We start from the raw sequence: 26281 nt of genomic DNA, 5'->3' as shown, positions 1-26281 counted from the left end.
AGAATGGGTCGCACCGGGCGGTGTTTGCTTCCAAGCAGGTGTGCTGCCAAGCTACAAAAAGGCATCGCCGCAGAAAAAGAAGCGCACCGCAAATTGCGCGAAGCACCGTCGGAAACCGTGTTCGAGGGATTTGGGTTCAAATTCAGCCGAACCGATCCTAAAGTTCAAGAGGAAGTAGGCAAAGCCAGGTCAGAGAACCCGGTTCCTAATGCTGACATAACCTTCGGCGACAATTCTCGCTCACTAGTTCAACAACAATTGAACTACGTGTACGAGATGCTTGCATTGGGTAACACTGCGCTATTTCTGGATGTTTATCCTCTGCATCGCTTTTTTATGGTGCGTGGATACAAGGAAATGGAGAAATGCCTGAAAAGCCGAAGGGAAATAGCGAAGGATGTGATGTGGCTAATAGGAAAAAGCGTAGCGTTCGGTGTAGCCCATAAAGAAATTTTTGAGACTTTTGAGGCAATCGACGCTGGGGAAATTGCCGACAGCGTTAACTCCATGGCTGCTCATGAGCAGATCAATATCCTGCAACCCGCGATGTATGAGGACATGCAATTCGCCTCGCTCATTCGTGGCACACATGCTTCAGATATTGTTTCTGTCGTCACAGGTCTGCTTTCCGGCGTTCCAGAGGGGATACAACTCACGTTGGCCAGTCAGTGCCGAGTACCAGACAATCGGAGCGTTTCTTTCAGCAGCAATCCGCTCGCCAATCTTGCGGATAAAAATCAAAGGATGGAGTTCGTCCTATGGGCCGCAGCACAATTCAACAACCTGCTAAAGAATCCAACCACTAAAAGTCAGCTAAAAAACTCCATTACAGATATCGCAAATGGAAATGGGGTACGTCAGTGATCGGTTCAACGCAACGCTGGCTGATTTTGGTTTTTTTCGCTCTTCTGGTGGCAGGTAGCTTGGTGTATTCCCGTTGGAGCACCCAGACTTTATCCGTCTACATAGGAAAGCCCTACGAGCAGGTCATCAAAGACTCGACATTCCCAGTCGAAGGCAACACGGCGATTTATCCTGGTGATCCTAACGACGCTAAAGACCCTCCTCATCCGAGTTCTACATGGATCACCAGCCCGACCGTTATAGAGTTTGATGATCCTGCTTACGGGTTCAAACTTCCTCCTACGGTCTTTGGCGCGGTTACCTATGGAAGCCTGAAGGTCGCAACCCTGACCACGTCGCCCATGTCAGAAACAATGTCATTTGGAAAGGCAGTGGAACGGTTGGAGGGCTTGCAGAACACCCTTAAAAACCAAGGAGGGGAGCTTCAGCCCGAAGAGAAGAACGATTGGTTCAGACTCGACTCTGTTGCAGAGCGTGAACAACTACAGGCAAAGCTTTTCGATCAGGCTGACGGCATCGATCTGTACGTGCCGGGGAAATACAGTTTGCTGCTTCTGATTAAGTGTTATGCACGCTGCGATGAGCGTGATTCAACAACGGCAAAATACCTGATTGATATCAGCGTTGGCCGGGATCGCATCGGAAAATGAAGATTCATTTCTTGGGGCGTCGAGAATGTTGGATCTCTTCAGCGATTGAACTTTGCTCAAACGCTCTTGCCACCATAACCTGTGGCTTCAATCCATGAAACGAGCCTCCGGGACCCTTTTTCATCGACGCATCAACCTGTTTTTGTGACAGTTTTATTTCAAACACTTCTTTAGCTATGCGATGCTGGCGCCCAGACCGTTAGCCAACTACAGCTTAAGTACAGAACGTAGAACGTCGCGGCACCGTCAACTTGCCCCTTTGGGGCGCTACCACCACAGGGGGCCCTTATGCTCACCCTGCTCAATTTGTTATCTGCCGTGGCCTTGTTGATCTGGGGCACGCACATCGTCCGAACCGGCATCTTGCGGGTCTACGGTTCCAACCTGCGCCACGTGATCGCCCAGAACATGTCCAGGCGCTGGCTGGCGTTTATCTCGGGGATCGTCGTGACGGCGATGGTCCAGAGCAGCAACGCCACCGCCATGCTCGTCACCTCCTTTGTCGGTCAGGGCCTGATGGCACTGACCCCGGCCCTGGCGACCATGCTCGGCGCGGATGTCGGTACGGCGCTGATGGCGCGGGTGCTGACGTTCGACTTGTCATGGCTGTCGCCGCTGTTGATCTTCCTCGGGGTGATTTTCTTCCTGTCGCGCAAACAGACGCGGCTCGGGCAGATGGGCCGGGTGGCCATCGGTCTGGGGTTGATCATTCTGGCGCTGCAACTGATCGTTGAAGCGGCCGCGCCCATCACCCAGGCCCAAGGGGTCAAAGTGATCTTTGCGTCGCTGACCGGCGACATCCTGCTCGATGCCCTGGTCGGCGCACTGTTCGCAATGGTTTCCTACTCCAGCCTGGCGGCCGTCCTGCTGACCGCGACCCTGGCCGGTGCCAGCGTGATCAGCTTGCCGGTGGCCATCGGCCTGGTGATTGGCGCCAACATCGGCAGCGGCATTCTTGCGTTCATGAGTACCAGCATGCAGAACGCCGCGGGCCGTCAGGTGGCGCTCGGAAGCCTGCTGTACAAACTGATCGGCCTGTTGCTGATCATTCCGGTGCTCGACCCGCTGGTGCACTGGATCGACAGCCTCGACTTCAGTCCCCAGGAAATGGTCATCGGCTTCCACCTGCTCTACAACACCACCCGCTGCCTGATCCTGCTGCCGAGCGTCGGGCCGATGGCCAGGCTCTGTGCCTGGTTGCTGCCGGAGCGGCCGGAAATCAATGGCACCGCCAAACCGCGGCACCTTGATCCGACGGCCTTGGTCACCCCCAGCCTGGCACTGGCCAATGCCGCCCGGGAAACCCTGCGCATCGGCGATCTGATCGACAACATGCTCGAAGCCATGCTCGATGTGCTGCACGGCAAGCAAACCGCCGTCACCCAGGAAATGCGGCGCCTGACTGATGATGTGGAATCGCTCTACAGCTCGATCAAGTTGTATCTGGCGCAAATGCCCCGGGAGGATCTCAGCGAACAGGACAGCCGGCGTTGGGCGGAAATCATCGAACTGGCGATCAACCTCAAACTCGCCAGCGACCTTATCGAGCGCATGCTGCGCAAGGTGCAGCAGCAGAAAACCTCGCAGCGCCGGTCATTTTCCGAGGTCGGCCTGGAAGAGTTGGCGGGGTTGCACAGTCAGTTGATTTCCAACCTGCGTCTGGGGTTGTCGGTATTCCTCAGTGCCGATAAGGAAAGTGCCCGCCAGTTACTGCGTGAGAAACGTCGCTTTCGCGCACAGGAACGCCGCCTGGCCCATGCTCACGTCAGCCGGTTGCAACGTAAGATTGTGCAGAGTATCGAGACCAGTTCGCTGCACCTGGAGCTGATCGCCGATATGAAGCGTCTGAATTCGCTGTTCTGCAGCAGCGCTTATGTAGTGTTGGAAACGTCGGACACCGGCGCGCTTATCGTCGATGATTTGGCTGACATCACTCATTCACCTTGAACGTCTGGCAGTGTGGTCAGTCAGTAACATTGATTCAGCCTGAAGGCCTCTTCGCGAGCAGGCTCGCTCCCACATTTGAAATGCATTCCACTGTGGGAGCGAGCCTGCTCGCGAAGGCGGCCTGACTGACGACACGGATCTCCGACTGGTTGCCTGGAAGCTAGCTATGCGTTTTTTGCTGTTCGCCTGTCTGTTGCTTGGATCATTCCCTTCGTTTGCCCTGGATCGCTTTCAGGTCGAGGGTTATACGCTGCCCAACGGCCTGCAATTGCTGCTCAAGCCCGGCACCGAGCGCGGGCATGTGGCGATTCGTCTGGTGGTTGGCGTCGGTATCGATGATTTCAGCTGCGCCGACAAGGAGCTGCCGCACTTGCTTGAACACTTGCTGTTCAGCGGCATCGACGCCACCGGCGAAGGGGGTCTGGAAGAACGCATGCAGGCCCTGGGCGGCGAGTGGAACGCCTACACCAGCAGTGCCGACACGACGTTCGTCATCGAAGCCCCGGCGAAAAATCAGCGCAAGGTGCTCGACCTGCTGCTGGCGCTGCTGACCCAGACCCGAATCGACGACAACGCCATCAATGCTGCCAAACAAGTGGTCGAGCGCGAAGACGGCGGCCATTACTCGCACCTGCAACGCTGGCTGGATCGTCAGGATCTGGGCCATACGGCGAGTAATCAGCTGGCGGTGGAACTGGGCCTCAAATGCTCCGAGCGGGCCGAGGTCGATCACCTGACTCGCGAACAGTTGGAGGCGGTGCGCAAGGCCTGGTACGCACCCAACAACATGACCCTGATCATGGTCGGCGACCTCGAACGCTTGCTGCCGGCCTATCTGGAACGGTCGTATGGCGCGCTTGAGGCGGTCGATCCTACCGATCACCCGCCCCTGCCGGAAATCAAGGCCAGTGCCGCCCATGAGCGCACGCTGAGTCACGGTTTCGTCGGCGCAGGAGCCAAGTTGCACTGGCTGGTGCCGGAGCCGGTGCAGGAGGATCAGCACGACGAAACCTTCGATCTGCTCAAGGACTACCTGGACTGGGCGCTCTACCGCCAATTGCGCCTGGCCCATGGTTTGTCCTACGGCCCCTCGGCCGAGCGCGAGGTGTTTGGCGGCGTTGGCTTCATGAGCCTTAACGCGGACCTCGAACGCGATGACGTGCCCGAGGCCGAACAGGTACTGGATGATTTGAAGGCCGGGTTGCTCAGGGACGGCTTGAATGCCGACACCTTCAACCGCCTCAAGCAGGCTGCCATCGCCCGCCAGGCCTGGGCCGTGCAAGGCAACAGCGCGCTGGCCGATTATTACTGGAGTGCCCTTGGGGACTACGAGGACGGACGTTTCGCCGACCCGGCCAAGGAGCTGCAGGCGGTGACGCTGGCAGAGGCGAACAAGGCCATGCGTGAACTGCTCATGCAGCCGGGGTACTTGCGGATAGAGAAGCCGCTGATGAGTTACGACCAGGTGATGTGGGGGATTGCCGGGGTGTTTGGCCTGATTGTGCTCGGGCTGTTGGGTTGGCGCGTCCGTCGCAGGCGCTGAAAATTCCTGTGGCAGTTGGGCTTTTGTGGTGAGGGGGCTTGCCCCCGTTCGACTGCGAAGCAGTCGTAAAACCAGCGAACGGGATGTGGCTGGTTAAACAGAGGCGCCTGTTCGAGGGGCTGCTTCGCAGCCCAACGGGGGCAAGCCCCCTCGCCACAGGTTTTGTATTTGGCCAAAGTGACCGGCCCCCTCGCCACGCAGGCCACCGGGCGGTACCCTGTCGGGGATTTTTCCCACGACTATTGCGAACCGCTAAATGCCTACTCTGACCTTATTCGTACAGCGCATCCTTGAATTGATGAAGCGCTACCCAGGGGTCATTGCGCTCGGCGGTTTCATTTCCGGGGTCGGCAGCTTCATGCTGGTCGATCGTCAGCAAGGCCTGGCGACCTGGATCACCATCATCATGCTGATCAGCTGGATCTGGCTGATGCTGGAAAACAGCCTCACCAAGCTGTTTACCAGAATTTTCAAACGCGAAATTCCCCAGCCTTTGCTGCGTTACGCAACACAGATGATCCACCAGGAAAGCCTGTTCTTCGTCCTGCCCTTCTTTTTCATCACCACCACCTGGAACAGTGGCCAGTTGTTCTTCACCGGGCTTTTGAGTATGGCGGCGCTGATTTCCATCATCGACCCGCTCTACTACAAATGGCTGGCGCCACGGCGCTGGGCGTTCCTGGCGTTGCACACGCTGACGCTGTTCGCGGCCCTGCTCACCGCCCTGCCCGTCATCCTGCACCTGACCACCGCCCAGAGTTTCAAGCTGGCGCTGGGTACTGCCGTGTTGTTGTCGTTCCCGAGCCTGGCCTCGATCTTCCCGATCCGCACCGTACGCAACGCGTTGGCGATTCTGAGTATTACGGTGGGCATCGGCGCCCTCGGTTGGGTGCTGCGATCATGGGTGCCGCCAGCAACGCTGTGGATGACCGACGTGGCGATCAGCACTCAAATGCAGGACCGCACCCCTGGCGCCAGCCTCGATGAAGTCAGCGCCGAACAAATTCGTGGCGGCGGTCTGTACGCCTACACCGCGATCAATGCTCCGCGCGGTCTGGACGAGCGGATTTATCACGTCTGGCAGTTCAACGGTAAAGAAGTCGACCGTATTGCCCTGGATATTCACGGCGGACGCAAGGAAGGCTACCGGGCCTGGACCCACAAACAAAACTTCCCCGGCAACCCCGCGGGCAAATGGCAGGTCCGGGTGCTGACCGAGGACGGTCAACTGATCGGTGTGCTGCGCTTCAAGATAACGGACAGCACACCGACCAAAGAAAAGTAATGCGGTTCGTGTTATTACGTAGATCTGCGTAACAGCCGAACAAGCACGGAGCTTATGACCAGCAACACAATGGCCGGCAATGCCTTACTGGACACCTCGCACACCCCTGCACAATTGCGGGTCATGGGTGACTGGACGCTCGCCCATTACGCCGATCTCAAAGGCCTGAGCGAAAAGCTTCGCGGCCAGTACGACGACAGTACTCACATCGATCTCAACGGCTTAGGCGCACTCGACACCGCCGGCGCCTCGTTGTTGGTGGAATTGCTCGGTTCGGAGCGTCTCGGCAAGTCCGCCGAACATCCCGACTGCACGTTGTCCGGCGCTGATCGTGCCTTGTTACAGACCGTTTATTGCTCGATGACTGACTTCTGTGTGCCGATCAAAGAAGCAGAAATCAGCGTCGGTATTCAACTGCTGACCCGCATCGGCCGCGCGGTAGACGCCGTCTGGCAAGACACCCTGCAATTGCTGGGTTTCGTCGGCCTGATCCTGGAAACCATCGCCCGCGGGCTGTTTCGCCCCAGGCGCTGGCGCATCACGCCGATGGTGGCGCACATCGAACAGACCGGCCTCGACGCCGCCCCCATCGTCGCCCTGCTGACCTTTCTGGTGGGCGCGGTGGTGGCGTTCCTCGGGGCGACAGTGCTGGCGAGTTTCGGCGCGAGTATTTTTACCGTGGACCTGGTGGCGTTCTCCTTCCTGCGCGAATTTGGCGTGCTGCTGACCGCGATCCTGATGGCCGGTCGCACCGCCAGTGCGTTCACGGCGCAGATCGGCTCGATGAAGGCCAACGAAGAAATCGACGCCATCCGCACGCTGGGCCTGGACCCGATGGAGTTGCTGGTGGTGCCGCGTGTATTGGCCCTGCTGGTCGCGCTGCCGATGCTGACCTTTCTGGCGATGCTCTCGGGGATTGTCGGCGGTGGCGTGGTGTGCGCCGTGTCGCTGGATATCTCACCGGCGATGTTCCTGTCGTTGCTGCAAACCGACATCGGTGTTCAGCACTTTCTGGTGGGGATCGTCAAAGCGCCGATTTTCGCCTTCCTCATCGCCGCGATCGGCTGCCTTGAAGGCTTCAAGGTCAGCGGCAGTGCCGAGTCCGTGGGCGCCCACACCACGTCGAGTGTGGTCCAGTCGATTTTCGTGGTGATCGTGCTCGACGCTGTGGCCGCGCTGTTTTTCATGGAGATGGGCTGGTGAGTCGAGTACCCCGAGCGCCCACCGAGGCGGTGATCGAAGTCCGTGGGCTGTGCAATCGTTTCGGCCGCCAGAGCGTGCACGAGAACCTCGACCTGGATTTGTACAAGGGCGAAATCCTCGCGGTGGTCGGCGGTTCCGGCAGCGGCAAATCGGTACTGCTGCGCAGCATTGTCGGCCTGCGTCAGCCGAGTGAAGGCGTGGTGAAGGTCTTCGGCAAAAATCTGCCGACGCTGTCCGAACATGAACGCTCGATGATCGAACGGCGCTTCGGTGTGCTGTTCCAGAAAGGCGCCCTGTTCTCTTCGCTGACCGTAACCGAGAACGTTGCCCTGCCCCTGATCGAACACGCCGGCCTGAGCCGTGAGGACGCTGAGCATCTGGCGGCGGTGAAACTGGCGTTGGCCGGGTTACCACTCTCGGCGGCCGACAAGTACCCCGCTTCGCTGTCTGGCGGCATGATCAAGCGCGCTGCGCTGGCCCGGGCGCTGGCGCTGGACCCGGACATCCTGTTTCTCGACGAGCCCACCGCCGGCCTCGATCCGATCGGCGCCGCAGCCTTCGATCAACTGATTCTGACCCTGCGCGACGCGTTGGGCCTGAGCGTTTTTCTGGTGACCCACGATCTCGACACGCTTTACACCATCACCGACCGGGTGGCGGTGCTGGCGCAGAAAAAAGTGCTGGTGGCGGACGCCATTGATGTCGTCTCGGAAACGGACGATGCGTGGATTCACGAATACTTCCATGGCCCTCGCGGCCGCGCGGCGCTGACGGCCGCTAAACAGCTCAACGAGGTCTGACATGGAAACCCGAGCCCATCATGTATTGATCGGCCTGTTCACGGTGATTGTGGTGGCAGGCGCCCTGCTCTTCGGTCTGTGGCTGGCCAAGTCCAACGTCGACACCGAGTTCAAGGATTACGAGATCGTCTTCAACGAGGCGGTCAGCGGTCTGTCCAAGGGCAGCGCCGTGCAGTACAGCGGGATCAAGGTCGGCGACGTGGTGACGTTGCGCCTGGACCCGAAAGACCCGCGGCGGGTGCTGGCGCGGATTCGTCTGGGCGGCGATACGCCGATCAAGGAAGACACTCAGGCCAAACTGGCGCTGACCGGGATCACCGGGACTTCGATCATCCAGCTCAGCGGTGGCACGCCGCAGAGCCCGACGCTCAAGGGCAAGGACGGTAATTTACCGACGATCATTGCATCGCCCTCGCCCATCGCCCGGTTGCTCAACGACAGCAACGACCTGATGGCCGGCGTGAACGTCTTGATGCACAACGCCAATCAGATGTTTTCCTCGGAAAACGTCGAACGGATCAGCAAGACCCTTGAACATCTGGAGCAAACCACCGGCACCATCGCCGACCAGCGCGGCGACATCCGCCAGGCCATGCAGCAACTGTCTGCCATCGGCAAGCAGGCAACGGCGACGCTGGAGCAAACCGCTGCGTTGATGCGCAATGCCAACGGCCTGCTCAGCGATCAAGGCAAGCAGATGTTCGGCAGTGCCGAGCAGGCGATGAAGTCGTTGGAGCAAAGCAGCGCGACCATCAACAAATTACTCACCAACAACCAGGATTCGCTCAACAGCGGCATGCAAGGCCTCAATGGCCTGGCCCCGGCGGTGCGTGAATTGCGCGACACCCTGACGTCGTTGCGGGCTATTTCCCAGCGCCTGGAAGCCAACCCCAGCGGTTATTTGCTGGGCAATGACAAGAACAAGGAGTTCACGCCATGAAGCTGAGTCACGTTGCCCTCCTCGCCAGTTTCACCTTGGTCAGCTCCTGCTCGATCCTGCCCAAGTCCGAGCCGTCCGATGTCTATCGGTTGCCGTCGGCTCAGAGCGGCGCTGTGGCCAGCCACGGTGCGCCGCAGCGCTGGTCGCTGCGCCTGACCAAGCCTCAGGCCAGCGAGGCATTGAACAGCTCGAAAATCGCGGTGATCCCACAGGGTGATTTGATCAGCAGCTACACGGCTTCACGCTGGAGCGACCCGGCGCCGGTGCTGCTGCGCAATCGTCTGCTCGATGGTTTCCAGCGTGATGGTCGAGTGCCGCTGTTGAGTACCGACGATAGCAATTTCCAGGCGGATCTGGAGTTGGGCGGGAATCTGCAAGCGTTCCAGACTGAATATCAAGGCACGAGCGCGAGCGTCGTCGTGCGGCTGGATGCGTTGCTGGTGCGCGGTTATGACCAGCGAATCCTCGCCAGTCGACGCTTTGAAGTGCGTCAGCCGCTAAGCGATGTGAAGGTGCCTGCGGTGGTGGCCGGGTTTGGCCAGGCTGGCGATCAATTGACGGCGCAAGTGGTGAGTTGGGCGGTTGAGCAAGGGCAGACACTCGCACCGCCGCCGAGGCCCTGAAGCCACGGCGATACTCATTTGTGGGAGCGAGCCTGCTCGCGATGACGGAGCAACAGCCAGCATTTATGTCGACTGATACACCGCTATCGCGAGCAGGCTCGCTCCCACAAGGGGATCTCGGTTAGCCGAAGAACCAGTAGCAAACGCCGATCGCGCCGAGAACCCCGGCAAGTTCCGCCAGCAGCGCACACCCCACCGCATGCCGCGCCCGCTGGATGCCTACCGCACCGAAGTACACCGCCAGCACATAGAAGGTCGTTTCGGTACTGCCCTGAATCGTCGCCGCCACCAGTGCCGGGAAGCTGTCCACTCCCGACGTCTTCATGGTTTCGATCAGCATCGCCCGGGCGGCGCTGCCGGAGAAAGGTTTGACCATTGCGGTCGGCAACGCATCGACGAAACGCGTGTCCCAGCCGGCCCATTCCACCAGATGCCGAATCCCGTCCAGACCAAAATCCAGCGCCCCGGACGCACGCAGCACGCCGACTGCGCAAAGCATCGCCACCAGATACGGCAGCAGGTTCTTGGCGACATCGAAACCTTCTTTCGCGCCTTCGATGAACGCCTCGTAGACCTTCACTTTGCGTAATGCACCGATCACCAGAAACAGCATGATCAGGCCGAACAGCGTCAGGTTGCCGAGGATCGATGACAGGCTGGCCAGAGCGGTCGCCGAGAGCGTCGCCAGCAGCGCCATGAAGCCACCGAGTATCAGGGCGCCGGGAATCATGTACGCGAGCACCACCGGGTCCCACAGCCGCAGACGTTGCATGACCGCCACCGACAACAGACCGACCAGGGTCGAGCAACTGGTGGCCAGCAGGATCGGCAGGAACACCAGTGTCGGATCAGGCGCGCCTTGCTGGGCGCGGTACATGAAGATCGTCACCGGCAGCAGGGTCAGGGAGGAGGCGTTGAGCACCAGAAAGAGGATCTGCGCGTTGCTGGCGATGGTGTCGCTGGGGTTGAGCTCTTGCAGCGCCTTCATGGCTTTGAGGCCGATCGGCGTGGCAGCGTTGTCGAGGCCCAGGCCGTTGGCGGCGAAGTTCAGGGTGATCAGGCCGATGGCGGGATGCCCGGCCGGTACTTCCGGCATCAAGCGCAGGAACAATGGCCCCAGCGCCTTGGCCAGCCACTCGACGATCCCGGCCTTCTCGGCAATCCGCAGAAAACCCAGCCAGAGGGTGAGGGTGCCGAACAGCAGGACCATGACCTCGACCGACAATTTGGCCATGGCGAAGATGCTCTCCACCATCGCCGCGAAGATCCCGGCGTTCCCGCCGATCAACCATTGCGCCAGCGCCGAAACGGCAGCCACGATGAAGAAGCCAAGCCACAGGCCATTGAGCATCAGTTGAATCCCCCAAAGAATGGAGCGAATGATAGCGGGGTAGCCAGAAACGACAAACCCCGGATTTCTCCGGGGTTTGTTTCACGCGCATGTACACGGACCATTGTGGGAGCGAGCCTGCTCGCGAAAGCGGTGTGCCAGTCAACGCAGATGTTGAATGTACCGGGCCCTTCGCGAGCAGGCTCGTTCCCACAGGGTTTTGTATTAGTTATTCGAGGTCTCGCCAACCGGCAATTTTTCCTTGCTGCGCCAGTGCGGCAGGGAGTTCCAGTAGCGCTGGCCCTTGGCGTCGTCGTACATGCCTTCCCAACGGGAGATGACCAATACGGCCAGGGCGTTGCCGATCACGTTCAGTGCGGTGCGGGCCATGTCCATGATGCGGTCGACACCGGCGATAAACGCCAGGCCTTCCAGCGGGATACCCACGCTGCCCAAGGTGGCCAGCAGCACCACGAAGGACACGCCCGGTACACCGGCGATGCCTTTGGACGTGACCATCAGGGTCAGCACCAGCAGCAATTGCTGGCTGATGGACAGGTCGATGCCGTACAGCTGGGCAATGAAGATCGCCGCGATGCTCTGATACAGGGTCGAACCGTCGAGGTTGAACGAGTAGCCGGTCGGCACCACGAAGCTGCAAATGGCTTTCGGCGCGCCGTAGGCTTCCATCTTCTCGATCACGCGTGGCAACACGGTTTCGGAACTGGCAGTGGAGTAGGCCAGCACCAGCTCATCCTTGAAGATGCGCATCAGCTTGATCACCGAGAAGCCGAACAGGCGAGCAATCAGGCCCAGCACCATGAAGGCGAAGAAGGCGATGGCGAAATAAACCAGGATCACCAGTTTGGCCAGCGGCAGCAGGGACGCGAAGCCGAAGTTGGCCACGGTGACTGCAATCAGTGCGAAAACGCCGATCGGGGCGTAGTTCATGATCATGTGGGTGACCTTGAACATGCTTTCCGATACGCCCTGGAACAACTTCACCAGCGGGTCGCGCAAGTCGGGTTTCAGGCTCGACAGGCCGAGACCGAACAGCACCGAGAAGAAGATGATCGGCAGCATTTCGCCGCGGGCAATGGCCGCGAAGATGTTCGACGGGATCAGGTTGAGGATGGTTTCGATGAACGCGTGTTCATGCTGGACCTCGGCGGCAGTGGCCTGGTACTTGGAAATATCCACCGTACCCAGCGTGCTCATGTCGATGCCGGCACCCGGGTGGAACAGATTGGCCAACACCAGACCGACGACGATGGCGATCGTGGTGACGACCTCGAAGTAGATGATGGTCTTCAGGCCGATGCTGCCGAGCTTCTTCGCGTCGCCGACGCCCGCAATACCGACGATCAGCGAGGAGATCACGATCGGGATCACGATCATCTTGATCAGACGGATAAAGATATCGCCCGCCGGTTGCAGGACATTGCTGATCCACCAGGCTTTTTCGGCACTGAAATGGTTGAGCAGCGCACCGATTGCAATCCCCAATACCAGACCGATGAGGATCTGCCAGGCGAGGCTAAGCTTTGCCTTCTTCATATCTTTACCCTTACTTGCGTTTGACTCAGGCAGATGCAAGAACTGGAACGCTCGTGGCGAAAAAGTCTGTGCATCTGCCCCCGTATAAGGTGCCCCGGAGCGCTTGTTCATGGCTCTCTGGCAGGCGAAAAAAGGCGCAACTATTCCGATGCAAGGAACCGACGTCTAATGCCGTAAACGCCTACCCTATGCCGAATCGGCATGAGCTTTTTTAAATGAAACTCACGTCCCAACCGGTTCGAATACGACATTTCGGCAGGCATAAGTGCCGCGAACCGGCCATTTCAGAGGAGGTGGGTTGTTTTTGGAGCGGAGGGATGAGGGCTAAAACTTCAGAAAAAGCCTACGTTCAAGGGCGAAATCTCTCTTACATTTAGCCGCAGCTTTCTCGATATACGGTCATGAAAAAACACGGCCAAACGCATTCGCAGGGATTAAACGGAAGTAAAGCAGGGGAGATGAGCTGAACGCTCTAGGACGATGCTTTGCGTGGACAAAGCTCTTCGCAAGTTCGTCGGGCCATGATTGGCCGGCGAACTTGCGTCGCAGCTTGATCTGACCCGGCCCTCGCGCAGGTACTCCCTGTACCCGTAGGTCACTCCGCCCCTGAAACAGGCAGAACGTCCCGACCCCTTGGTCATGCGGCTACCTTCCTCGGGTAGCGCATCGGAAAGAAGCGCTGTGGCTTCTCTCTTGTTTCGAACTCAGTACCAGTTTGGATCTTTCTTCAGCTGTTCCATCAACATTTCCTGCATACCCGGGTCCGGCTTTCCGAGAAAGCGGTAATCGGCATGTCGCGTCGGCGACTTGTCGGCCGGCAATCCCGCAGGCACTTCGACCAGCATGGCGTAGGCATCCTTCTTGTCGAAGCTGATGGCCACGATCAAGCGTTTGTTAAGGCATGTGTCGTGCGATTCGCAGAGCGGCCCCACCAAATACTTGTCACCATCTTCTTCAACCGCATTCATTTGCTCGGCGTCGCCGGACAGGTTCATCACCCATTCCGGCAGGCGTTCTTCCTTCTTCACCACGCCTTGCCAGGTGTCGTGGAACTGCGGGTCAGCGCTCAACAGTTCGTTGACCCGAGCCTGGCCATCATTGGCTGCAATTGCCATGGCACTACCGCCCAGAAGCAGGGCGGCTGCCAAAGTCTTTAGTAAAACGCTCATCTTCAACCTCGACCGCGACGGCCAAAGAAGAACGAAGCAATGAACATCACCAGGAACACGACAAAGAGAATCTTGGCGATACCCGTGGCGGTGCCCGCGATACCACCGAAGCCCAGTACTGCAGCGATGATGGCAATGATCAAGAATGTAATTGCCCAGCTCAACATGGTGATTCTCCTTACGCTTCTATTTAGAGATGTTGCTTGTGATGCTTTTCCCGGCGCATCGAACGCGCCAAGTTCGTATGTTTAGAACACCCAACGTTCCTGAGGAGGCATCTCATCCACAGGCTGAGCCTGGTCGACGTCCATCATTCGCATCGGGGCGCTGTCAGCGAACGTGCTGGCGGCGCTGAAGTGGGTCTGAGTCGGATGTTGAATCGACAGGCGTGGCGCTTCTTGCTGCTGGCTCTGTTCCCAGCGCTGAAACTGCTGGCCGCCGATCAAGGTGATCAAGAGCGCCAGAACAGCAAACAGACCTTGCTGGATATGCAGTGGCGAGAGACGCAACTGGGCGGCACGTTGGCGATTCATCCTGAAGCTCCTCCCACACTGGTGGTTATCTGGTTTAGGGCATTCGTCTTTTGCCCTGGGTTAACCAGACTATTGCAGCGTGCATGCCAGCTTTCTTTAAGACTAAAGTTGTTTTAAATCAATTAGTTATGAATGTAGTGAAAATCGCTTCGGACGCATCCTGCACGATGCCACCCCTGAGGTCGTGCGTAATGCACGATGGATTCGTAGGAAGTTTCAATATTTTGGAATTGAGAGGAGGGCGCAGATGTCACAAGTGGACGCGGGCAATGGCCTGAAAAACGGATTTTTGATTAAAAACCAACAAAATCAGGTTATTAGCCGTAGGGTGAAGAGATAGCTACCCTGCTATGGCTGGAATCGACCAGAATCAACCATGCAACTTGCCCGATTTTTCCGGGACTAACCAAAGATCACTCATTAAGGAGCGTAGGAAAATGGAATCAGCCACTGAGCATCAAGGCCGCATTCTGCTGGTGGACGATGAGTCCGCCATCCTGCGTACCTTCCGTTACTGCCTTGAAGATGAAGGCTACAGCGTCGCTACCGCCAACAGCGCTGCGCAAGCTGAAGCATTGCTGCAACGTCAGGTCTTCGACCTGTGCTTCCTTGATTTGCGCCTGGGTGAAGACAATGGCCTGGATGTACTGGCGCAGATGCGCATTCAGGCGCCCTGGATGCGGGTGGTGATCGTCACCGCTCACTCGGCCGTGGACACTGCAGTGGACGCGATTCAGGCCGGTGCCGCCGATTACCTGGTCAAGCCGTGCAGCCCCGATCAATTGCGTCTGGCCACCGCCAAGCAACTGGAAGTGCGGCAACTGTCGGCACGTCTAGAAGCCCTGGAAGGCGAAGTACGCAAACCCAAGGATGGTTTGGACTCCCACAGCCCCGCGATGAAAGTGGTGCTTGAAACCGCCCGCCAAGTGGCGAGCACCGATGCCAATATTTTGATTCTCGGCGAGTCCGGCACCGGTAAAGGTGAGTTGTCCCAAGCCATTCACGGTTGGAGCAAGCGTGCGAAGAAATCCTGCGTCACGATCAACTGCCCGTCGCTGACCGCCGAGCTCATGGAAAGCGAGCTTTTCGGTCACAGCCGTGGCGCGTTCACCGGGGCCAGCGAAAGCACCCTGGGTCGTGTGAATCAGGCGGATGGCGGTACGCTGTTTCTCGACGAGATCGGCGACTTTCCCCTGACGTTGCAGCCCAAGTTACTGCGGTTCATTCAGGACAAGGAATATGAGCGCGTTGGCGATCCGGTGACCCGCCGCGCCGATGTGCGAATCCTCGCGGCCACCAACCTCAACCTCGAAGACATGGTGCGCGACGGCCGTTTCCGGGAAGACCTGCTCTATCGCCTGAATGTCATCACCTTGCACCTGCCGCCGCTGCGTGAACGCAGGGAAGATATTCTGACCCTGGCCGATCGATTCCTGGCCCGCTTCGTCAAGGAATATGCCCGTCCGGCGCGGGGTTTCAGCGACGAGGCTCGCGAGGCACTGCTCGGTTATCGCTGGCCGGGCAATATTCGTGAGCTGCGCAACGTGGTGGAGCGGGCGAGCATTATTTGTCCCCAGGAGCGGGTCGAGATCAGCCATTTGGGCATGGCTGAGACTCCGGTCAATAACGCGCCACGCATTGGCGCTGCACTGAGTCTGGATGAACTGGAGAAAGCCCATATCGGTGCGGTTCTCGCCACCGCCGACACATTGGACCAGGCAGCCAAGACGCTAGGCATCGACGCCTCGACGCTGTACCGCAAACGCAAGCAGTACAACCTGTGAGCCGTCTGCGATGAAACTGGCGATGAAGTTGCGCACTCGGCTGTTTCTGAGTATTTCGGCATTGATCACCGTTGCATTGCTTGGGCTCTTGCTCGGGCTGGTCAGCGTGATGCAGATGGCGAGTACTCAGGAAGCGCTGGTTCGCAACAACTTCGTCACTCTGGACCTGGGGTTGAAATTACGTCAGACCCTGGGCGATCAGTTGATGATCATGCTCAGCGAGAAACCTGATCCCGGGGCGGTCGAGGCCTCCCGGCGGCGATACTTTGAGTTGCTCGACGAGGGCATCGCCCATGAGCAGCCCGCTGATGGTGGCCCGGGCAGCTTCAAACAAGCCAAGGCGGACTACCAGGCTTTCGTCGAGGCTTTTGACCTGTCTCGTGAACCGACACAGGTATTGTGGGGCAACGAAGAACTCACAGAAAAATTCAACGCGTTGCGCAACGATCTGATCTCCAGACAAAAGCAGGCGCTGGATAACATCAATGCGACCGAACGTCAGTCTCGGGAGCGCGCGCTGCTGGTTGCCGGGCTGCTCGGGCTGGTGGGGCTGGCGGTGCTGATTATTGGCTTCGTGACCGCACACGCCATCGCCCGAAGGTTCGGCGCGCCGATCGAGGCCTTGGCCCAGGCGGCAGACAATATCGGGCAAGGCAATTTCGAAGTGACCCTGCCGATTTCCTCGGCAGTGGAGTTGAACCTGCTGACCAAGCGTTTCGGGATCATGGCCGAGGCTCTGCGTCAGCATCAGGCCACCAATATCGATGAGCTGCTCGCCGGCCAGCAACGGTTGCAGGCCGTGCTCGACAGTATCGACGATGGGTTGCTGATGATCGACCGACAGGGCCATCTGGAACACCTCAACCCGGTGGCGCAGCGTCAGTTGGGTTGGGACACCGATCGCCTCGGTCAGGGCCTGGGTACGGCCCTCGAACGTCCCGAGCTGGATGAACAGCTGCAACTGGTGCTGCGTGGCGGCACCCTCGAGCGTGCGCCGGAAGACTTGAGCGTTGAAGTTGATGGTGAGTCGCGGCTGCTGACTTATAGCCTGACGCCGGTCAGTCATACGCAGGGTCATATTCTCGGCGCTGTGATGGTGCTGCATGACGTCACCGAACAACGAGCATTCGAACGGGTGCGCAGCGAGTTTGTGTTACGCGCCTCCCATGAGCTGCGAACGCCGGTCACCGGGATGCACATGGCGTTCGGTCTGTTCCGCGAGCGCGCGCATTTTGCCGAGGACTCGCGTGAAGCCGATCTGCTGGACACCGTGAATGAAGAGATGCAGCGCTTGATGCAATTGATCAACGACCTGCTGAACTTCTCCCGCTACCAGAACGGATTGCAAAAACTCACGCTGGCGCCGTGCTCCATCGAAGATTTGCTGGAGCAGGCTCGGTCACGGTTTGCGGGTGTCGCGGGGGAAAAGGGCATCGATCTGCTGGTGGAAGTGCAGGGACCCTTGCCATGGTTACAGGCCGATCAGCCCCAACTGGACCGAGTGCTCGATAATCTGATCGACAACGCGTTGCGCCATACCGGCCCTGAGGGGCAGATACGTTTGCAGGCGCGGCGTCATGGTGAGCGGGTGATAATCAGCGTCGAGGACAATGGCGAAGGCATTGCCTACGGTCAGCAGGGCCGGATTTTCGAACCGTTTGTGCAGGTGGGCCGCAAGAAGGGCGGCGCGGGGCTGGGTCTGGCACTGTGCAAGGAAATCGTGCAGTTGCACGGTGGGCGGATGGGCGTCTATTCGCGGCCGGGGCAGGGTACCCAGTTCTATATGGCACTGGCGGTCTAAGGCGCTTTTACGCTTCGTCATCCAAGCGTCGGCCGGCCAGTCGGCGGCCTCGGGTAATCAGTTCGATGAACTGCACGGCGCTCAACGCATGGGCGAACAACCAGCCCTGACCGAACTTGACGCCTTCGCTGCTCAGAAACGCCGCCTGGGCTTCATGTTCGATGCCCTCGGCAATCACCTTGAGCTGCAGAGCCTGGGCCATGTGAATGATGTGCGGGGCCACGCCACTGCTGGCCGCGTCATGGCCCAATGCATCAATAAAGGCCTTGTCGATTTTCAGGCAATCCACCGGCAGGGTTTGCAGGTAGGCGAGGCTGCAATAGCCGGTGCCAAAGTCATCGATCAGCACCTGATGCCCGACATCGCGCAAGGCTTGCAGGTTTTCCCGGGCCACCACTACATCAATCAATCCCCGTTCGGTCACCTCAAAGGCGATCTGCTTGGCTGCGACCCGGTGCAAGGTCAGCAGTCGCGCCATGACCTGACCAATGCGCGGCACCATGACGTCGCACGCCGCGAGGTTGACCGAGATGTACAGTTGCGGATTGGCCCGCAACAAATGACCCAGCTGCTCAAGCAGGCGCTGCAGGACGAAGTCGGTCATCTGCCGGATCTGGCCGGTGTTCTCCGCCATCGGAATAAACAGGTCGGGGCTGGTCAGGGTCCCGTCCGGCCTTCGCCAGCGCAGCAAGGCTTCGGCCCCGACACAGTTGCGACTGTCGAGATCGAAGATCGGTTGATACAACACCTGCAACTCGCCTCGTCGTATCGCGCCAGTCAATTCGGCGTCCAGCGACTGTCGCTGGCGCACCAGCAGAAACACCAGAAAGCCTACGCACACGCCCAGCGCCAGGCTGGCCGGCAGCAGCCACCACCAGACTGCTGGCACATGCATGCCGGTGCGCGGGGTGATCAGCACCAGTTGATATTCCGGGTTATTGGTCGGCATTCGGTAAATCAAGCGAGTCTGGGTGACTTGCAAGGCATCACGGCTTTTCGGCGGCCAGGGTTCGGTGGGAGGCCAGGCTTGCGAGGTACCCAGTACCGGAATCGCGCGCGAGCCGTGGTCGAGCACGACAAGAAGGCTGCTTCCGGGCGACAGATCGACCATGTCGGTCAAATGCCCGCGAGACGTCGCGACGCGAAAATTGCCACGCCCGAGCATCAGTGCGGCACGGTTTTCATCGGGTTCGGTGGTGGTGTTCAGCCAGTAGCTGTAGGTCGGTCCCTGGATATCCGGTGCTCGTATCAATGACAGACCTTCCTGGCGAGGACGGTTGGAGCAGATCCGCGAGGCGTCCATGTAAGCGGCTTCGTAAACGAAGCGGTAATTGAAGGTGACCTGCTGCAACGTCGCGATCATTTCGTCGTCGCAGCTTCGAAGCGGCTGGGCTTCCAGATCATCAAGGCTTTCGCGCAGTTGCCCGAAGAGTTGCTCCAGGCGAGCGAGAAAGCGCTCGCCCTGGGCGTTCATCTCCTGGCTTTCGTTTTGCTCGACCTGATGAATGGCCACGAACAGGCTGCCGGCCATCAACAGTGTTGTGCTCAAGGCAGCAGCCAGCATCGCCAAAAAACAGGGGCGATAGAACCAACTACGTAAAGTTTCCCGAGCAACAGGCATATGGAATATCCGAAGAATTACCAATGAGTTATAGCTGCTGATTGAGAAAAAGCCTTTACCGTCGGGCGGGCGTCATTATTTTGTCTGATTCAAAACCTGTAGAAGCGCCGCGGTTTGCGCATCGGGCATGCCGTCGAAACGTGAAGGCCGGAAATGCATCTGAAAGGCCGCAATCACATGGTGTGTCGCGACATCCAGTTCACCGGTTTGCGGTGTGGCGTAACCCAGGCGGGCCAACTGCGTCTGAAACCAACTGATGCTTGGTAACTGGGCCTCAAACGGTACTTGCTGACGCGCTACGGCTTGCTCGTTCGGCCAGATGCCCAGGCCTTCGGCAGCCAGGCGTTTCCAGGGGAACAGCGGCCCCGGATCGAGCTTGCGCAGCGGTGCGATGTCGCTATGGCCGATGATGCTGCGTGGGTTGATGGCGTAACGCTTGCTGATGTCCTTGAGCAGCACAATCAAGGACTGGGTTTGGGCTTCGCTGTAGGGATACCAGTAGCGCTCTCCGGTCGGTGTCAGCTTGAAACCCGGATTGACGATTTCGATGCCGATGGAGCTGGAGTTCAACCAGGTCCGCCCTTGCCACTCACTCTCCCCGGCGTGCCAGGCCCGCAGGTTTTCATCCATCAGCTTGTAGATGGTGGCGTTTTTGTCGTCGCCGATCAGGTAATGGCTGCTGACTTCGCCGTGGGTCAGCAATTGCAGTGAGCGTTCCAGCGACGCGGACGTGTAATGCAGCACCACGAACTGGACGCGACTGTCGTGATTGGCTGAAGGGTGACTGGTGTCGAACCGGGGGCCGCTGGCGCAACCGGCCAACAGAATCAGCGACACGATGAGAGCAAGATATTTCATGGCGGAAGGCAGTACACGCAAGACATTAATGCAACAGTGTAACGTACTGCCTTGCGTGAGAACGGCAAACCCGCTGATTTAAACAAAATGGAACAATTGGCGGTTAGCTCAATTCCACTTGGTTACGGCCAGCGTGTTTCGCACGATAAAGCGCCTGATCGGCTCTTTTCAGCACCAGATCGCTATGTTCGCCGGGCTTGAACGCAGCCAGCCCCATGGAGATGGTGATGGTTACTCGTTCGCCTTTGAAGTGGAAAGGGCAGGCTTCGATCGCCGCACGCAGGTTTTCCAGCAGTTTCGCGCCGACCGCCGGTGCGGTGGCGGGCATCAACAGGACAAACTCCTCGCCGCCGAACCGGGCAATGAAATCCGCCCCACGCAGGCGCTTGCGCAGCACGCTGGCGATGATTTTCAGCACTTTGTCGCCTGCCAGGTGGCCATAGTTGTCGTTGATGCGTTTGAAGTGGTCGAGGTCGAGCATGGCCAGCAACAGGGTGTTGCCATGTTGCTGCCATTGGCTGATTTCGTGATCCAGCCGTTCGCTCCAGGCCGCTCGGTTGGGCAGGCCCGTCAGCGGGTCGATCAAGGCTTTCTGACGTTGCTCTTCGAGATGTTCGCGATAACCCAGGGCTTCCTGCTCCATGTGGGCCACACGTTCGGCCAGGCCATGCAGCCGGGCCGCCACCTCCTGTTCGCGCTCGTCGCGCTGCTTGCGGTGATGATCCATGGTGCCGAGCAAGCCTTCGAGGTGGTTTTCCAGAGCGTGCTTGAGGTCGTCCAGGTTCGCCGCTTCCTGCATGCTGCTCTGCAAGCCGTCTACGTGCTCGCGGATCTGCGTGTCCATCGCACGCGCGGCAGTGCGGTTGTCGGCATGACCCTCGCTGGCGGCTTGCAAGTTGCTCTGGAACGACTCGAGCCGTTCGTTGAGTTGTTGCAGATACGCTTCGAATTCGTGTTGGCCGCTGTCGGTGATCGCCAGCATCAAGGTTGCCAGGTCGTCGAGGATCGGCAGCAATTCATACCAGTTCAAGCCATTTTGCAGGCGATCGCGCATCGCTTCGGCTTGCGGACGATGGCGCTCTGGCAGCGTCAGGTCGTCGAGCAGGCCCAGCAGCGTGTCTTCAATGTGCTTGGCCACGGAGCTATAGGACGGCTCGGGTGAGTCCGGAAGGGCGTAGAGAATATCGTGTTCGGGTTGTTCCGGATCGATTGCGGCCAGCGCCTGGGCCATGGCCGAAGGGAGTGGCAGGCTGTCGAGAAACACTGCCGGAGTCAGCTCGTCGGGATTGATGGCCGGTTGAGCCTGAACTGGTTGCGTGATGACAGGTGGAGCTGGCTCTTCTGGTTGCTCAATGTCCGGTTGGGTCTGCGCTTGCGGGGTGTGGGCCTGTTGAGGTTCAAGGACTGGTGGGACAAACGCCACGATTGCCGGGGAATGCGTCGTTGCAGGGGGCGTCTCGATTTCCAGTGGCTCGGGCACAGCCGCGGGCGCGACCGGCAGCGCAACGTGTGGTTCATCGACGGCTGGTGCGGGATCAACGGTTGCTCGTGGTATTTCGGCAAGCGGCGCAGCAACCAGTTCGACAGGCAACGGGGCGGGTGCCTGTATCGCGGGGACGGCAGCCTGGGGTGTCGCCTCATCGGCTTCACGACTGCCAAACAGTCGCTGCAGTAAACTCGGCCGATCAGGTTCCGCTGGGTTCTCAAGTTGACTCAGGGCTTTACCTTGCAAGCCGCTCAGTTCGCTGAGCAACAAGGGAATCTCGCGTGCATGGCCGACGCGTCCGTCCAGTTGTTTGGCGAAGTTCTTCAGTGGCCGTCTGACTTCCCGGGGCAGCGGCAATGTTTGCAGCTGAGTGACCAGCGCGGTGAGTGCGGCACTGGTCTGATTGACTCGGGTTTCCCGGCGTTGTTCGGAGTCGAGCACGGCTTTTTCCAGCCGTGGAAGGAGGGCGGCCAGGCCGGCGTCCATGTCATCGGTACGCACGACTTCGCGCATTTCCTTCATGCACTGGTCAACCGCGCGATCGGTGCCCTCGGCCGCCAGCGTGCTGCGCACCAGCCCGCGGCGCAGCAGGTCGAGCCGGGCGTCCCATCGACGCTCGAGCTTTTCCTGTTGTTCGATGCTTTTAAGGTATTTCTCTTTCCAGCGCTGTGTTTCGTCGCTCATTCATGGGTTCCGCGAAGGGCAGGACTCAACGCGGGCAATGCATCGGCCGTGAGCGAACCCGGCAGACGAATCTCTACCGCGACCGGCAGGTGATCGGAAATGGGTTGTGCCAGCACTTCGACCTTTTCAAGTGTCAGGGTCGGGCTCAGCAGAATGTGGTCCAGGCAGCGTTGCGGGCGCCAACTGGGGAAGGTCGCTTCCAGTTGCGGCGCTAGCAGGCCGAGGTCACGCAACGGAGAGTTTTGCAGCAAATCGCTGGCGTGGGTGTTCATGTCACCCATCAGCACCTGGTGTTTATAACCGCCGATCAACTCGCGGATGTAAGCCAGTTGCATGCTGCGGGCGCGGGCGCCCAGCGCCAGGTGCATCATCACCACCACGAGCGCCTCCGGACCCTCGCCGAAGCGCACCAGAATCGCCCCGCGACCTTTGGGGCCCGGCAGCGGATGATCTTCGATCGCCCACGGGCGCAGGCGGCTGAGCACACCATTGCTGTGCTGGCCGAGACGACCGAGATTGCGATTGAGTTGTTGGTACCAGTAGGGGAATGCACCGAGCTGGGCCAGGTGTTCGACCTGATTGACGTAGCCTGATCGCAGGCTGCCGCCATCGGCTTCCTGCAGGGCGACCAGATCGAAGTCGCCCAACAGATTGCCGATCTTTTGCAGATTGTCGGCACGCCCGGTGTGCGGCAACAGGTGTTGCCAGCCCCGGGTCAGGTAGTGCCGATACCGCTCGGTACTGATGCCGACCTGGATATTGAAACTGAGCAAACGCAGACGGCTGTCCGCGGGCAAGCCCGTCGATTCCAGATGATGCTCGTTGACCCGCGGATCATGCAGGCCAACGACGCGTTCAGTTCCCCAGCGGCGCATGGCAGTCGCCGCGCTTAGTTGGCAGCAGCCTTGGTTGCCGCTCGCTCTTTGTCGACCAGTTTGTCGGCCAACTGCAGGGCTTGCTCGGCGCCGCCGGCGGAACCCACGTCAAAGCGATACTTGCCGTTGACGATCATGGTCGGAACGCCGGAGATTTCATATTTCTTTGCCAGCTCTTTGGCCTGGACGATCTTGCCCTTGATGGCGAAGGAGTTGAAGGTGGCCAGGAATTTGTCTTTGTCGACGCCCTGAGTTGCCAGGAATTCTGCCATTTCTTCTGGAGCCGTCAGTTTCTTGTGTTCTTTCTGAATGGCGTTGAACACCGCAGCGTGAACCTTGCTCTCGACGCCCATGGCTTCCAGGGTCAGGAACATTTGGCCGTGTGCGTCCCAAGGGCCGCCGAACATCGCAGGAATACGGACGAAATTAACGTCGGACGGCAGCTTCTCTACCCAAGGGTTGATCACTGGTTCGAAAGCATAGCAGTGCGGGCAGCCGTACCAGAACAGCTCCACCACTTCGATCTTGCCAGGCACGGCCACCGGAACGGGATTACTCAGTTCGACATAAGGTGCGGCGGGTGCTTCGGCAGCTTGGGCAGTCATGCCGAACAGGCTGGCAGCGACGAGTGCGGCGCTGATGATCAGATTACGCATGCTTTACTCCTAGACAATTTGGGTCGCCTCGCGCGACCTGTTTTCAGACAGATCATGGCGGGCTTGAGTTCTGTAGTGTAACGGCAGCGGCCACAAAAAAGGGCGGCCTAAGCCACCCTTTTTATACTTGCTGCGACGGATTAATAGAGCGTTAACGTTGCAGGAGATGTACGCCTCGCTTAACGCCCGATTCGCCGATCTTAATGCAGGCCCTGAATGTAGCTGGACACCGCTGCGATATCTTCATCGCTCAGCTTTTTGGCGATGCTCTGCATTGGTTTGGTATCGCCATCGTTGGCCCGACCACCTTCTTCTTTGCGGAAGTCGGTCAGTTGTTTGGCTACATACTGCGCGTGCTGGCCACCCAGATGCGGGAAGCCGGCAGCCGCGTTGCCCTTGCCGTCTGGAGAGTGGCAGCCGGTGCAGGATGGCAGGCCCTTCGCCAGATCACCGCCACGGAACAGTGCTTCACCGCGAGCCATGATTTTAGGGTCGGCGGCGCCAACACTGCCTTTCTGGCTGGCGAAATAGGCAGAGATATCAGCCAGGTCCTGATCGCTCAGGTTGGTCAGCAGGCCGGTCATTTCCAGGACGGTGCGCTTGCCGGATTTGATGTCGTGCAACTGCTTGTTCAGATAACGTTCGCCCTGACCTGCCAGTTTCGGAAAGTTAGGCGCCATGCTATTACCATCCGGGCCATGACAGGCGCCACATACTGCGGCTTTCGCCTGACCAGCAGTCGCATCACCTGCAGCATGGGCAATGCCGGAGATCCCCACGGTCAACAGCAGACTCACGATCAATTTGTTCATCAGCTAATCCAACTACGGCTAAGGGTTAAAGAGTTATGGACCGGGATCACTCGCTCATCCACTGGATGATGACTTGGTAATCCTCGGCACTGCAGTCCATGCACAAACCACGCGGCGGCATCGCCTTGAAACCCTGGGTCACGTGTTGCACCAGCGTCTCCATACCTTTCGCCAACCTCGGCGTCCAAGCTTCCTGATCGCCCTTCTTGGGCGCCATGGGTAGTTGGCCGGAATGACAGGCACCACAAACACGGTTGTACACAGCTTCCGGATCCTGTGTAGCCTGAGCGCTGTAAAGCGGCATCAAGACACCGGCAGCTAGCAGCCATTTCGTCATAAAACGACCTTTTCAGGGTTGAGAGCGTTCTGCGTTCTAGTGCGCAATCAAGGCCAATCGCTCTCGTGAACTTCATCCTACGCTGGGACAAAGCGCACACAAAATCTGCGGCATTATATACTGGCGTCACTGAAACGGAAACGACACTGCTCGCCGCGTCCATTCCCGGCGCCGCCCACATCGGAAATCCCATGCAACTCAAGAACCCCATCCTCGGCCTGTGCCAACAGTCCACCTTCATGCTCAGCGCTGCCAAAGTCGACCAATGTCCGGACGATGAAGGCTTTGAAGTGGCCTTCGCCGGGCGTTCCAACGCTGGCAAATCCAGTGCCCTGAACACCCTGACGCACGCCAGTCTGGCGCGCACCTCGAAAACTCCGGGGCGCACGCAGTTGTTGAACTTCTTCAAGCTAGACGATGAACGCCGTCTGGTCGACCTGCCGGGTTACGGTTACGCGAAAGTGCCGATCCCGTTGAAGCTGCACTGGCAGCGTCACCTGGAAGCCTATCTGGGCGGGCGCGAGAGTTTGAAGGGTTTGATTTTGATGATGGACATCCGTCATCCAATGACTGACTTTGACCTGTTGATGCTCGACTGGGCCGTCGCCAGCGGCATGCCGATGCACATTTTGCTGACCAAGGCGGACAAGCTGACCTACGGCGCGGCGAAAAACGTCCTGCTCAAGGTTCAGGCAGATATCCGCAAGGGTTGGGGCGACACGATCACTATCCAGCTGTTTTCGGCACCCAAACGCATGGGCCTGGAAGACGCCTACACTGTACTGGCGGGCTGGATGGAACTGGCAAACAAGGGCTCCGAGGTTGCCGAGCAGTAAATCGCAGGCAAAAAAAACCCCGGACTTCTTATGGGGAGGGGGAAGTTCCGGGGTTCAAGTTCCGGACCGCTAGGGCGGGGTCCAGAT

The 26281-nt window shown here is 58.9% G+C and carries 24 protein-coding genes; 12 read left to right on the top strand and 12 right to left on the bottom strand.

Going from position 1 to position 26281, the window contains the following annotated elements:
* Window positions 1–3 precede the first annotated feature (3 nt).
* The 9 genes from ACYZUD_RS23760 (at window position 4) to ACYZUD_RS23720 (ending at window position 9855) form a co-directional block, all read left to right on the top strand.
* Complete coding sequence (locus ACYZUD_RS23760) at window positions 4–864, top strand: DUF2515 family protein (RefSeq protein ID WP_462020419.1); 861 nt, start codon at window positions 4–6, stop codon at window positions 862–864.
* On the top strand, window positions 861–1514 hold the full coding sequence (locus ACYZUD_RS23755; protein ID WP_462020418.1) for a hypothetical protein: 654 nt from the start codon (window positions 861–863) through the stop codon (window positions 1512–1514). Before ACYZUD_RS23760 ends, ACYZUD_RS23755 begins: the two co-directional genes overlap by 4 nt.
* Before the next feature lie 288 nt (window positions 1515–1802).
* Window positions 1803–3461, top strand: coding sequence for a Na/Pi cotransporter family protein (locus tag ACYZUD_RS23750; protein ID WP_462020417.1), 1659 nt, complete (start codon window positions 1803–1805; stop codon window positions 3459–3461).
* 166 nt (window positions 3462–3627) lie between these two features.
* Window positions 3628–5004 (top strand): M16 family metallopeptidase, encoded by a 1377-nt coding sequence (locus ACYZUD_RS23745; protein WP_462020416.1) that lies wholly within the window; start codon window positions 3628–3630, stop codon window positions 5002–5004.
* Between the two features lie 256 nt (window positions 5005–5260).
* Entirely contained in the window at window positions 5261–6289 is a 1029-nt protein-coding gene (locus tag ACYZUD_RS23740) for a DUF5924 family protein (RefSeq protein ID WP_462020415.1), read from the top strand.
* Between the two features lie 54 nt (window positions 6290–6343).
* Window positions 6344–7492 (top strand): ABC transporter permease, encoded by a 1149-nt coding sequence (locus tag ACYZUD_RS23735; RefSeq protein WP_462020414.1) that lies wholly within the window; start codon window positions 6344–6346, stop codon window positions 7490–7492.
* Complete coding sequence (locus ACYZUD_RS23730) at window positions 7489–8292, top strand: ABC transporter ATP-binding protein (protein ID WP_462020413.1); 804 nt, start codon at window positions 7489–7491, stop codon at window positions 8290–8292. Before ACYZUD_RS23735 ends, ACYZUD_RS23730 begins: the two co-directional genes overlap by 4 nt.
* A gap of 1 nt (window position 8293) precedes the next feature.
* A complete protein-coding gene (locus tag ACYZUD_RS23725) occupies window positions 8294–9232 on the top strand; it encodes an MlaD family protein (RefSeq protein ID WP_462020412.1) in 939 nt (312 codons plus the stop codon).
* On the top strand, window positions 9229–9855 hold the full coding sequence (locus ACYZUD_RS23720; protein ID WP_462020411.1) for an ABC-type transport auxiliary lipoprotein family protein: 627 nt from the start codon (window positions 9229–9231) through the stop codon (window positions 9853–9855). Before ACYZUD_RS23725 ends, ACYZUD_RS23720 begins: the two co-directional genes overlap by 4 nt.
* 121 nt (window positions 9856–9976) lie before the next feature.
* On the opposite strand, the gene ACYZUD_RS23715 is transcribed toward ACYZUD_RS23720, so the two are convergent.
* The 5 genes from ACYZUD_RS23715 to ACYZUD_RS23695 form a co-directional block, all read right to left on the bottom strand.
* The gene (locus ACYZUD_RS23715; RefSeq protein ID WP_462020410.1) at window positions 9977–11206 is read right to left on the bottom strand and encodes a nucleoside recognition domain-containing protein; all 1230 of its coding nucleotides are present in this window, start codon (window positions 11204–11206) and stop codon (window positions 9977–9979) included.
* Between the two features lie 204 nt (window positions 11207–11410).
* The gene (gene gltP, locus ACYZUD_RS23710) at window positions 11411–12742 is read right to left on the bottom strand and encodes a glutamate/aspartate:proton symporter GltP (RefSeq protein ID WP_462020409.1); all 1332 of its coding nucleotides are present in this window, start codon (window positions 12740–12742) and stop codon (window positions 11411–11413) included.
* A 704-nt stretch (window positions 12743–13446) separates the two neighbouring features.
* Window positions 13447–13911: an inhibitor of vertebrate lysozyme family protein gene (locus ACYZUD_RS23705; RefSeq protein WP_462020408.1), complete on the bottom strand. Its 465-nt coding sequence runs from the start codon at window positions 13909–13911 to the stop codon at window positions 13447–13449.
* Between the two features lie 2 nt (window positions 13912–13913).
* Window positions 13914–14078 carry a DUF1328 domain-containing protein gene (locus ACYZUD_RS23700; protein WP_003177151.1) on the bottom strand — a complete coding sequence of 55 codons (165 nt, stop codon included), beginning with the start codon at window positions 14076–14078 and terminating at the stop codon, window positions 13914–13916.
* Between the two features lie 81 nt (window positions 14079–14159).
* The gene (locus ACYZUD_RS23695; protein WP_462020407.1) at window positions 14160–14444 is read right to left on the bottom strand and encodes a hypothetical protein; all 285 of its coding nucleotides are present in this window, start codon (window positions 14442–14444) and stop codon (window positions 14160–14162) included.
* 437 nt (window positions 14445–14881) lie between these two features.
* On the opposite strand from ACYZUD_RS23695, the gene algB reads away from it, so the two are divergent.
* On the top strand, window positions 14882–16228 hold the full coding sequence (algB, locus tag ACYZUD_RS23690) for a sigma-54-dependent response regulator transcription factor AlgB (RefSeq protein WP_462020406.1): 1347 nt from the start codon (window positions 14882–14884) through the stop codon (window positions 16226–16228).
* 10 nt (window positions 16229–16238) lie between these two features.
* Window positions 16239–18029 carry an ATP-binding protein gene (locus ACYZUD_RS23685; protein ID WP_462020405.1) on the top strand — a complete coding sequence of 597 codons (1791 nt, stop codon included), beginning with the start codon at window positions 16239–16241 and terminating at the stop codon, window positions 18027–18029.
* Window positions 18030–18036: 7 nt separating this feature from the next.
* Here ACYZUD_RS23685 and ACYZUD_RS23680 read toward each other — a convergent pair whose 3' ends face one another.
* The 7 genes from ACYZUD_RS23680 to ACYZUD_RS23650 all read right to left on the bottom strand — a co-directional run bounded on the left by ACYZUD_RS23680 (window position 18037) and on the right by ACYZUD_RS23650 (window position 25358).
* A complete protein-coding gene (locus ACYZUD_RS23680) occupies window positions 18037–19650 on the bottom strand; it encodes an EAL domain-containing protein (protein WP_462020404.1) in 1614 nt (537 codons plus the stop codon).
* A 75-nt stretch (window positions 19651–19725) separates the two neighbouring features.
* On the bottom strand, window positions 19726–20508 hold the full coding sequence (locus ACYZUD_RS23675; RefSeq protein ID WP_462020403.1) for an N-acetylmuramoyl-L-alanine amidase: 783 nt from the start codon (window positions 20506–20508) through the stop codon (window positions 19726–19728).
* A 103-nt stretch (window positions 20509–20611) separates the two neighbouring features.
* A complete protein-coding gene (locus ACYZUD_RS23670) occupies window positions 20612–22678 on the bottom strand; it encodes a GGDEF domain-containing protein (RefSeq protein WP_462020402.1) in 2067 nt (688 codons plus the stop codon).
* Window positions 22675–23553 carry an endonuclease/exonuclease/phosphatase family protein gene (locus ACYZUD_RS23665; protein WP_462020401.1) on the bottom strand — a complete coding sequence of 293 codons (879 nt, stop codon included), beginning with the start codon at window positions 23551–23553 and terminating at the stop codon, window positions 22675–22677. The genes ACYZUD_RS23670 and ACYZUD_RS23665 overlap by 4 nt, the downstream gene beginning before the upstream one ends.
* A gap of 14 nt (window positions 23554–23567) precedes the next feature.
* Window positions 23568–24209: a thiol:disulfide interchange protein DsbA/DsbL gene (locus tag ACYZUD_RS23660; RefSeq protein ID WP_462020400.1), complete on the bottom strand. Its 642-nt coding sequence runs from the start codon at window positions 24207–24209 to the stop codon at window positions 23568–23570.
* Window positions 24210–24409: 200 nt separating this feature from the next.
* Window positions 24410–25021, bottom strand: a complete 612-nt coding sequence (locus ACYZUD_RS23655) for a c-type cytochrome (RefSeq protein WP_462020399.1) — start codon at window positions 25019–25021, stop codon at window positions 24410–24412.
* Window positions 25022–25067: 46 nt separating this feature from the next.
* A complete protein-coding gene (locus tag ACYZUD_RS23650; RefSeq protein WP_462020398.1) occupies window positions 25068–25358 on the bottom strand; it encodes a c-type cytochrome in 291 nt (96 codons plus the stop codon).
* Between the two features lie 191 nt (window positions 25359–25549).
* Between ACYZUD_RS23650 and yihA the strand changes: the two genes are divergently transcribed.
* The gene (gene yihA, locus ACYZUD_RS23645; RefSeq protein ID WP_462020397.1) at window positions 25550–26194 is read left to right on the top strand and encodes a ribosome biogenesis GTP-binding protein YihA/YsxC; all 645 of its coding nucleotides are present in this window, start codon (window positions 25550–25552) and stop codon (window positions 26192–26194) included.
* Window positions 26195–26281: the final 87 nt, after the last annotated feature.

This window comes from Pseudomonas sp. XS1P51 (assembly GCF_054897845.1).
Note: the sequence above shows the minus strand (reverse complement) of the source record. Positions and strands in the feature narration are given on the sequence as shown.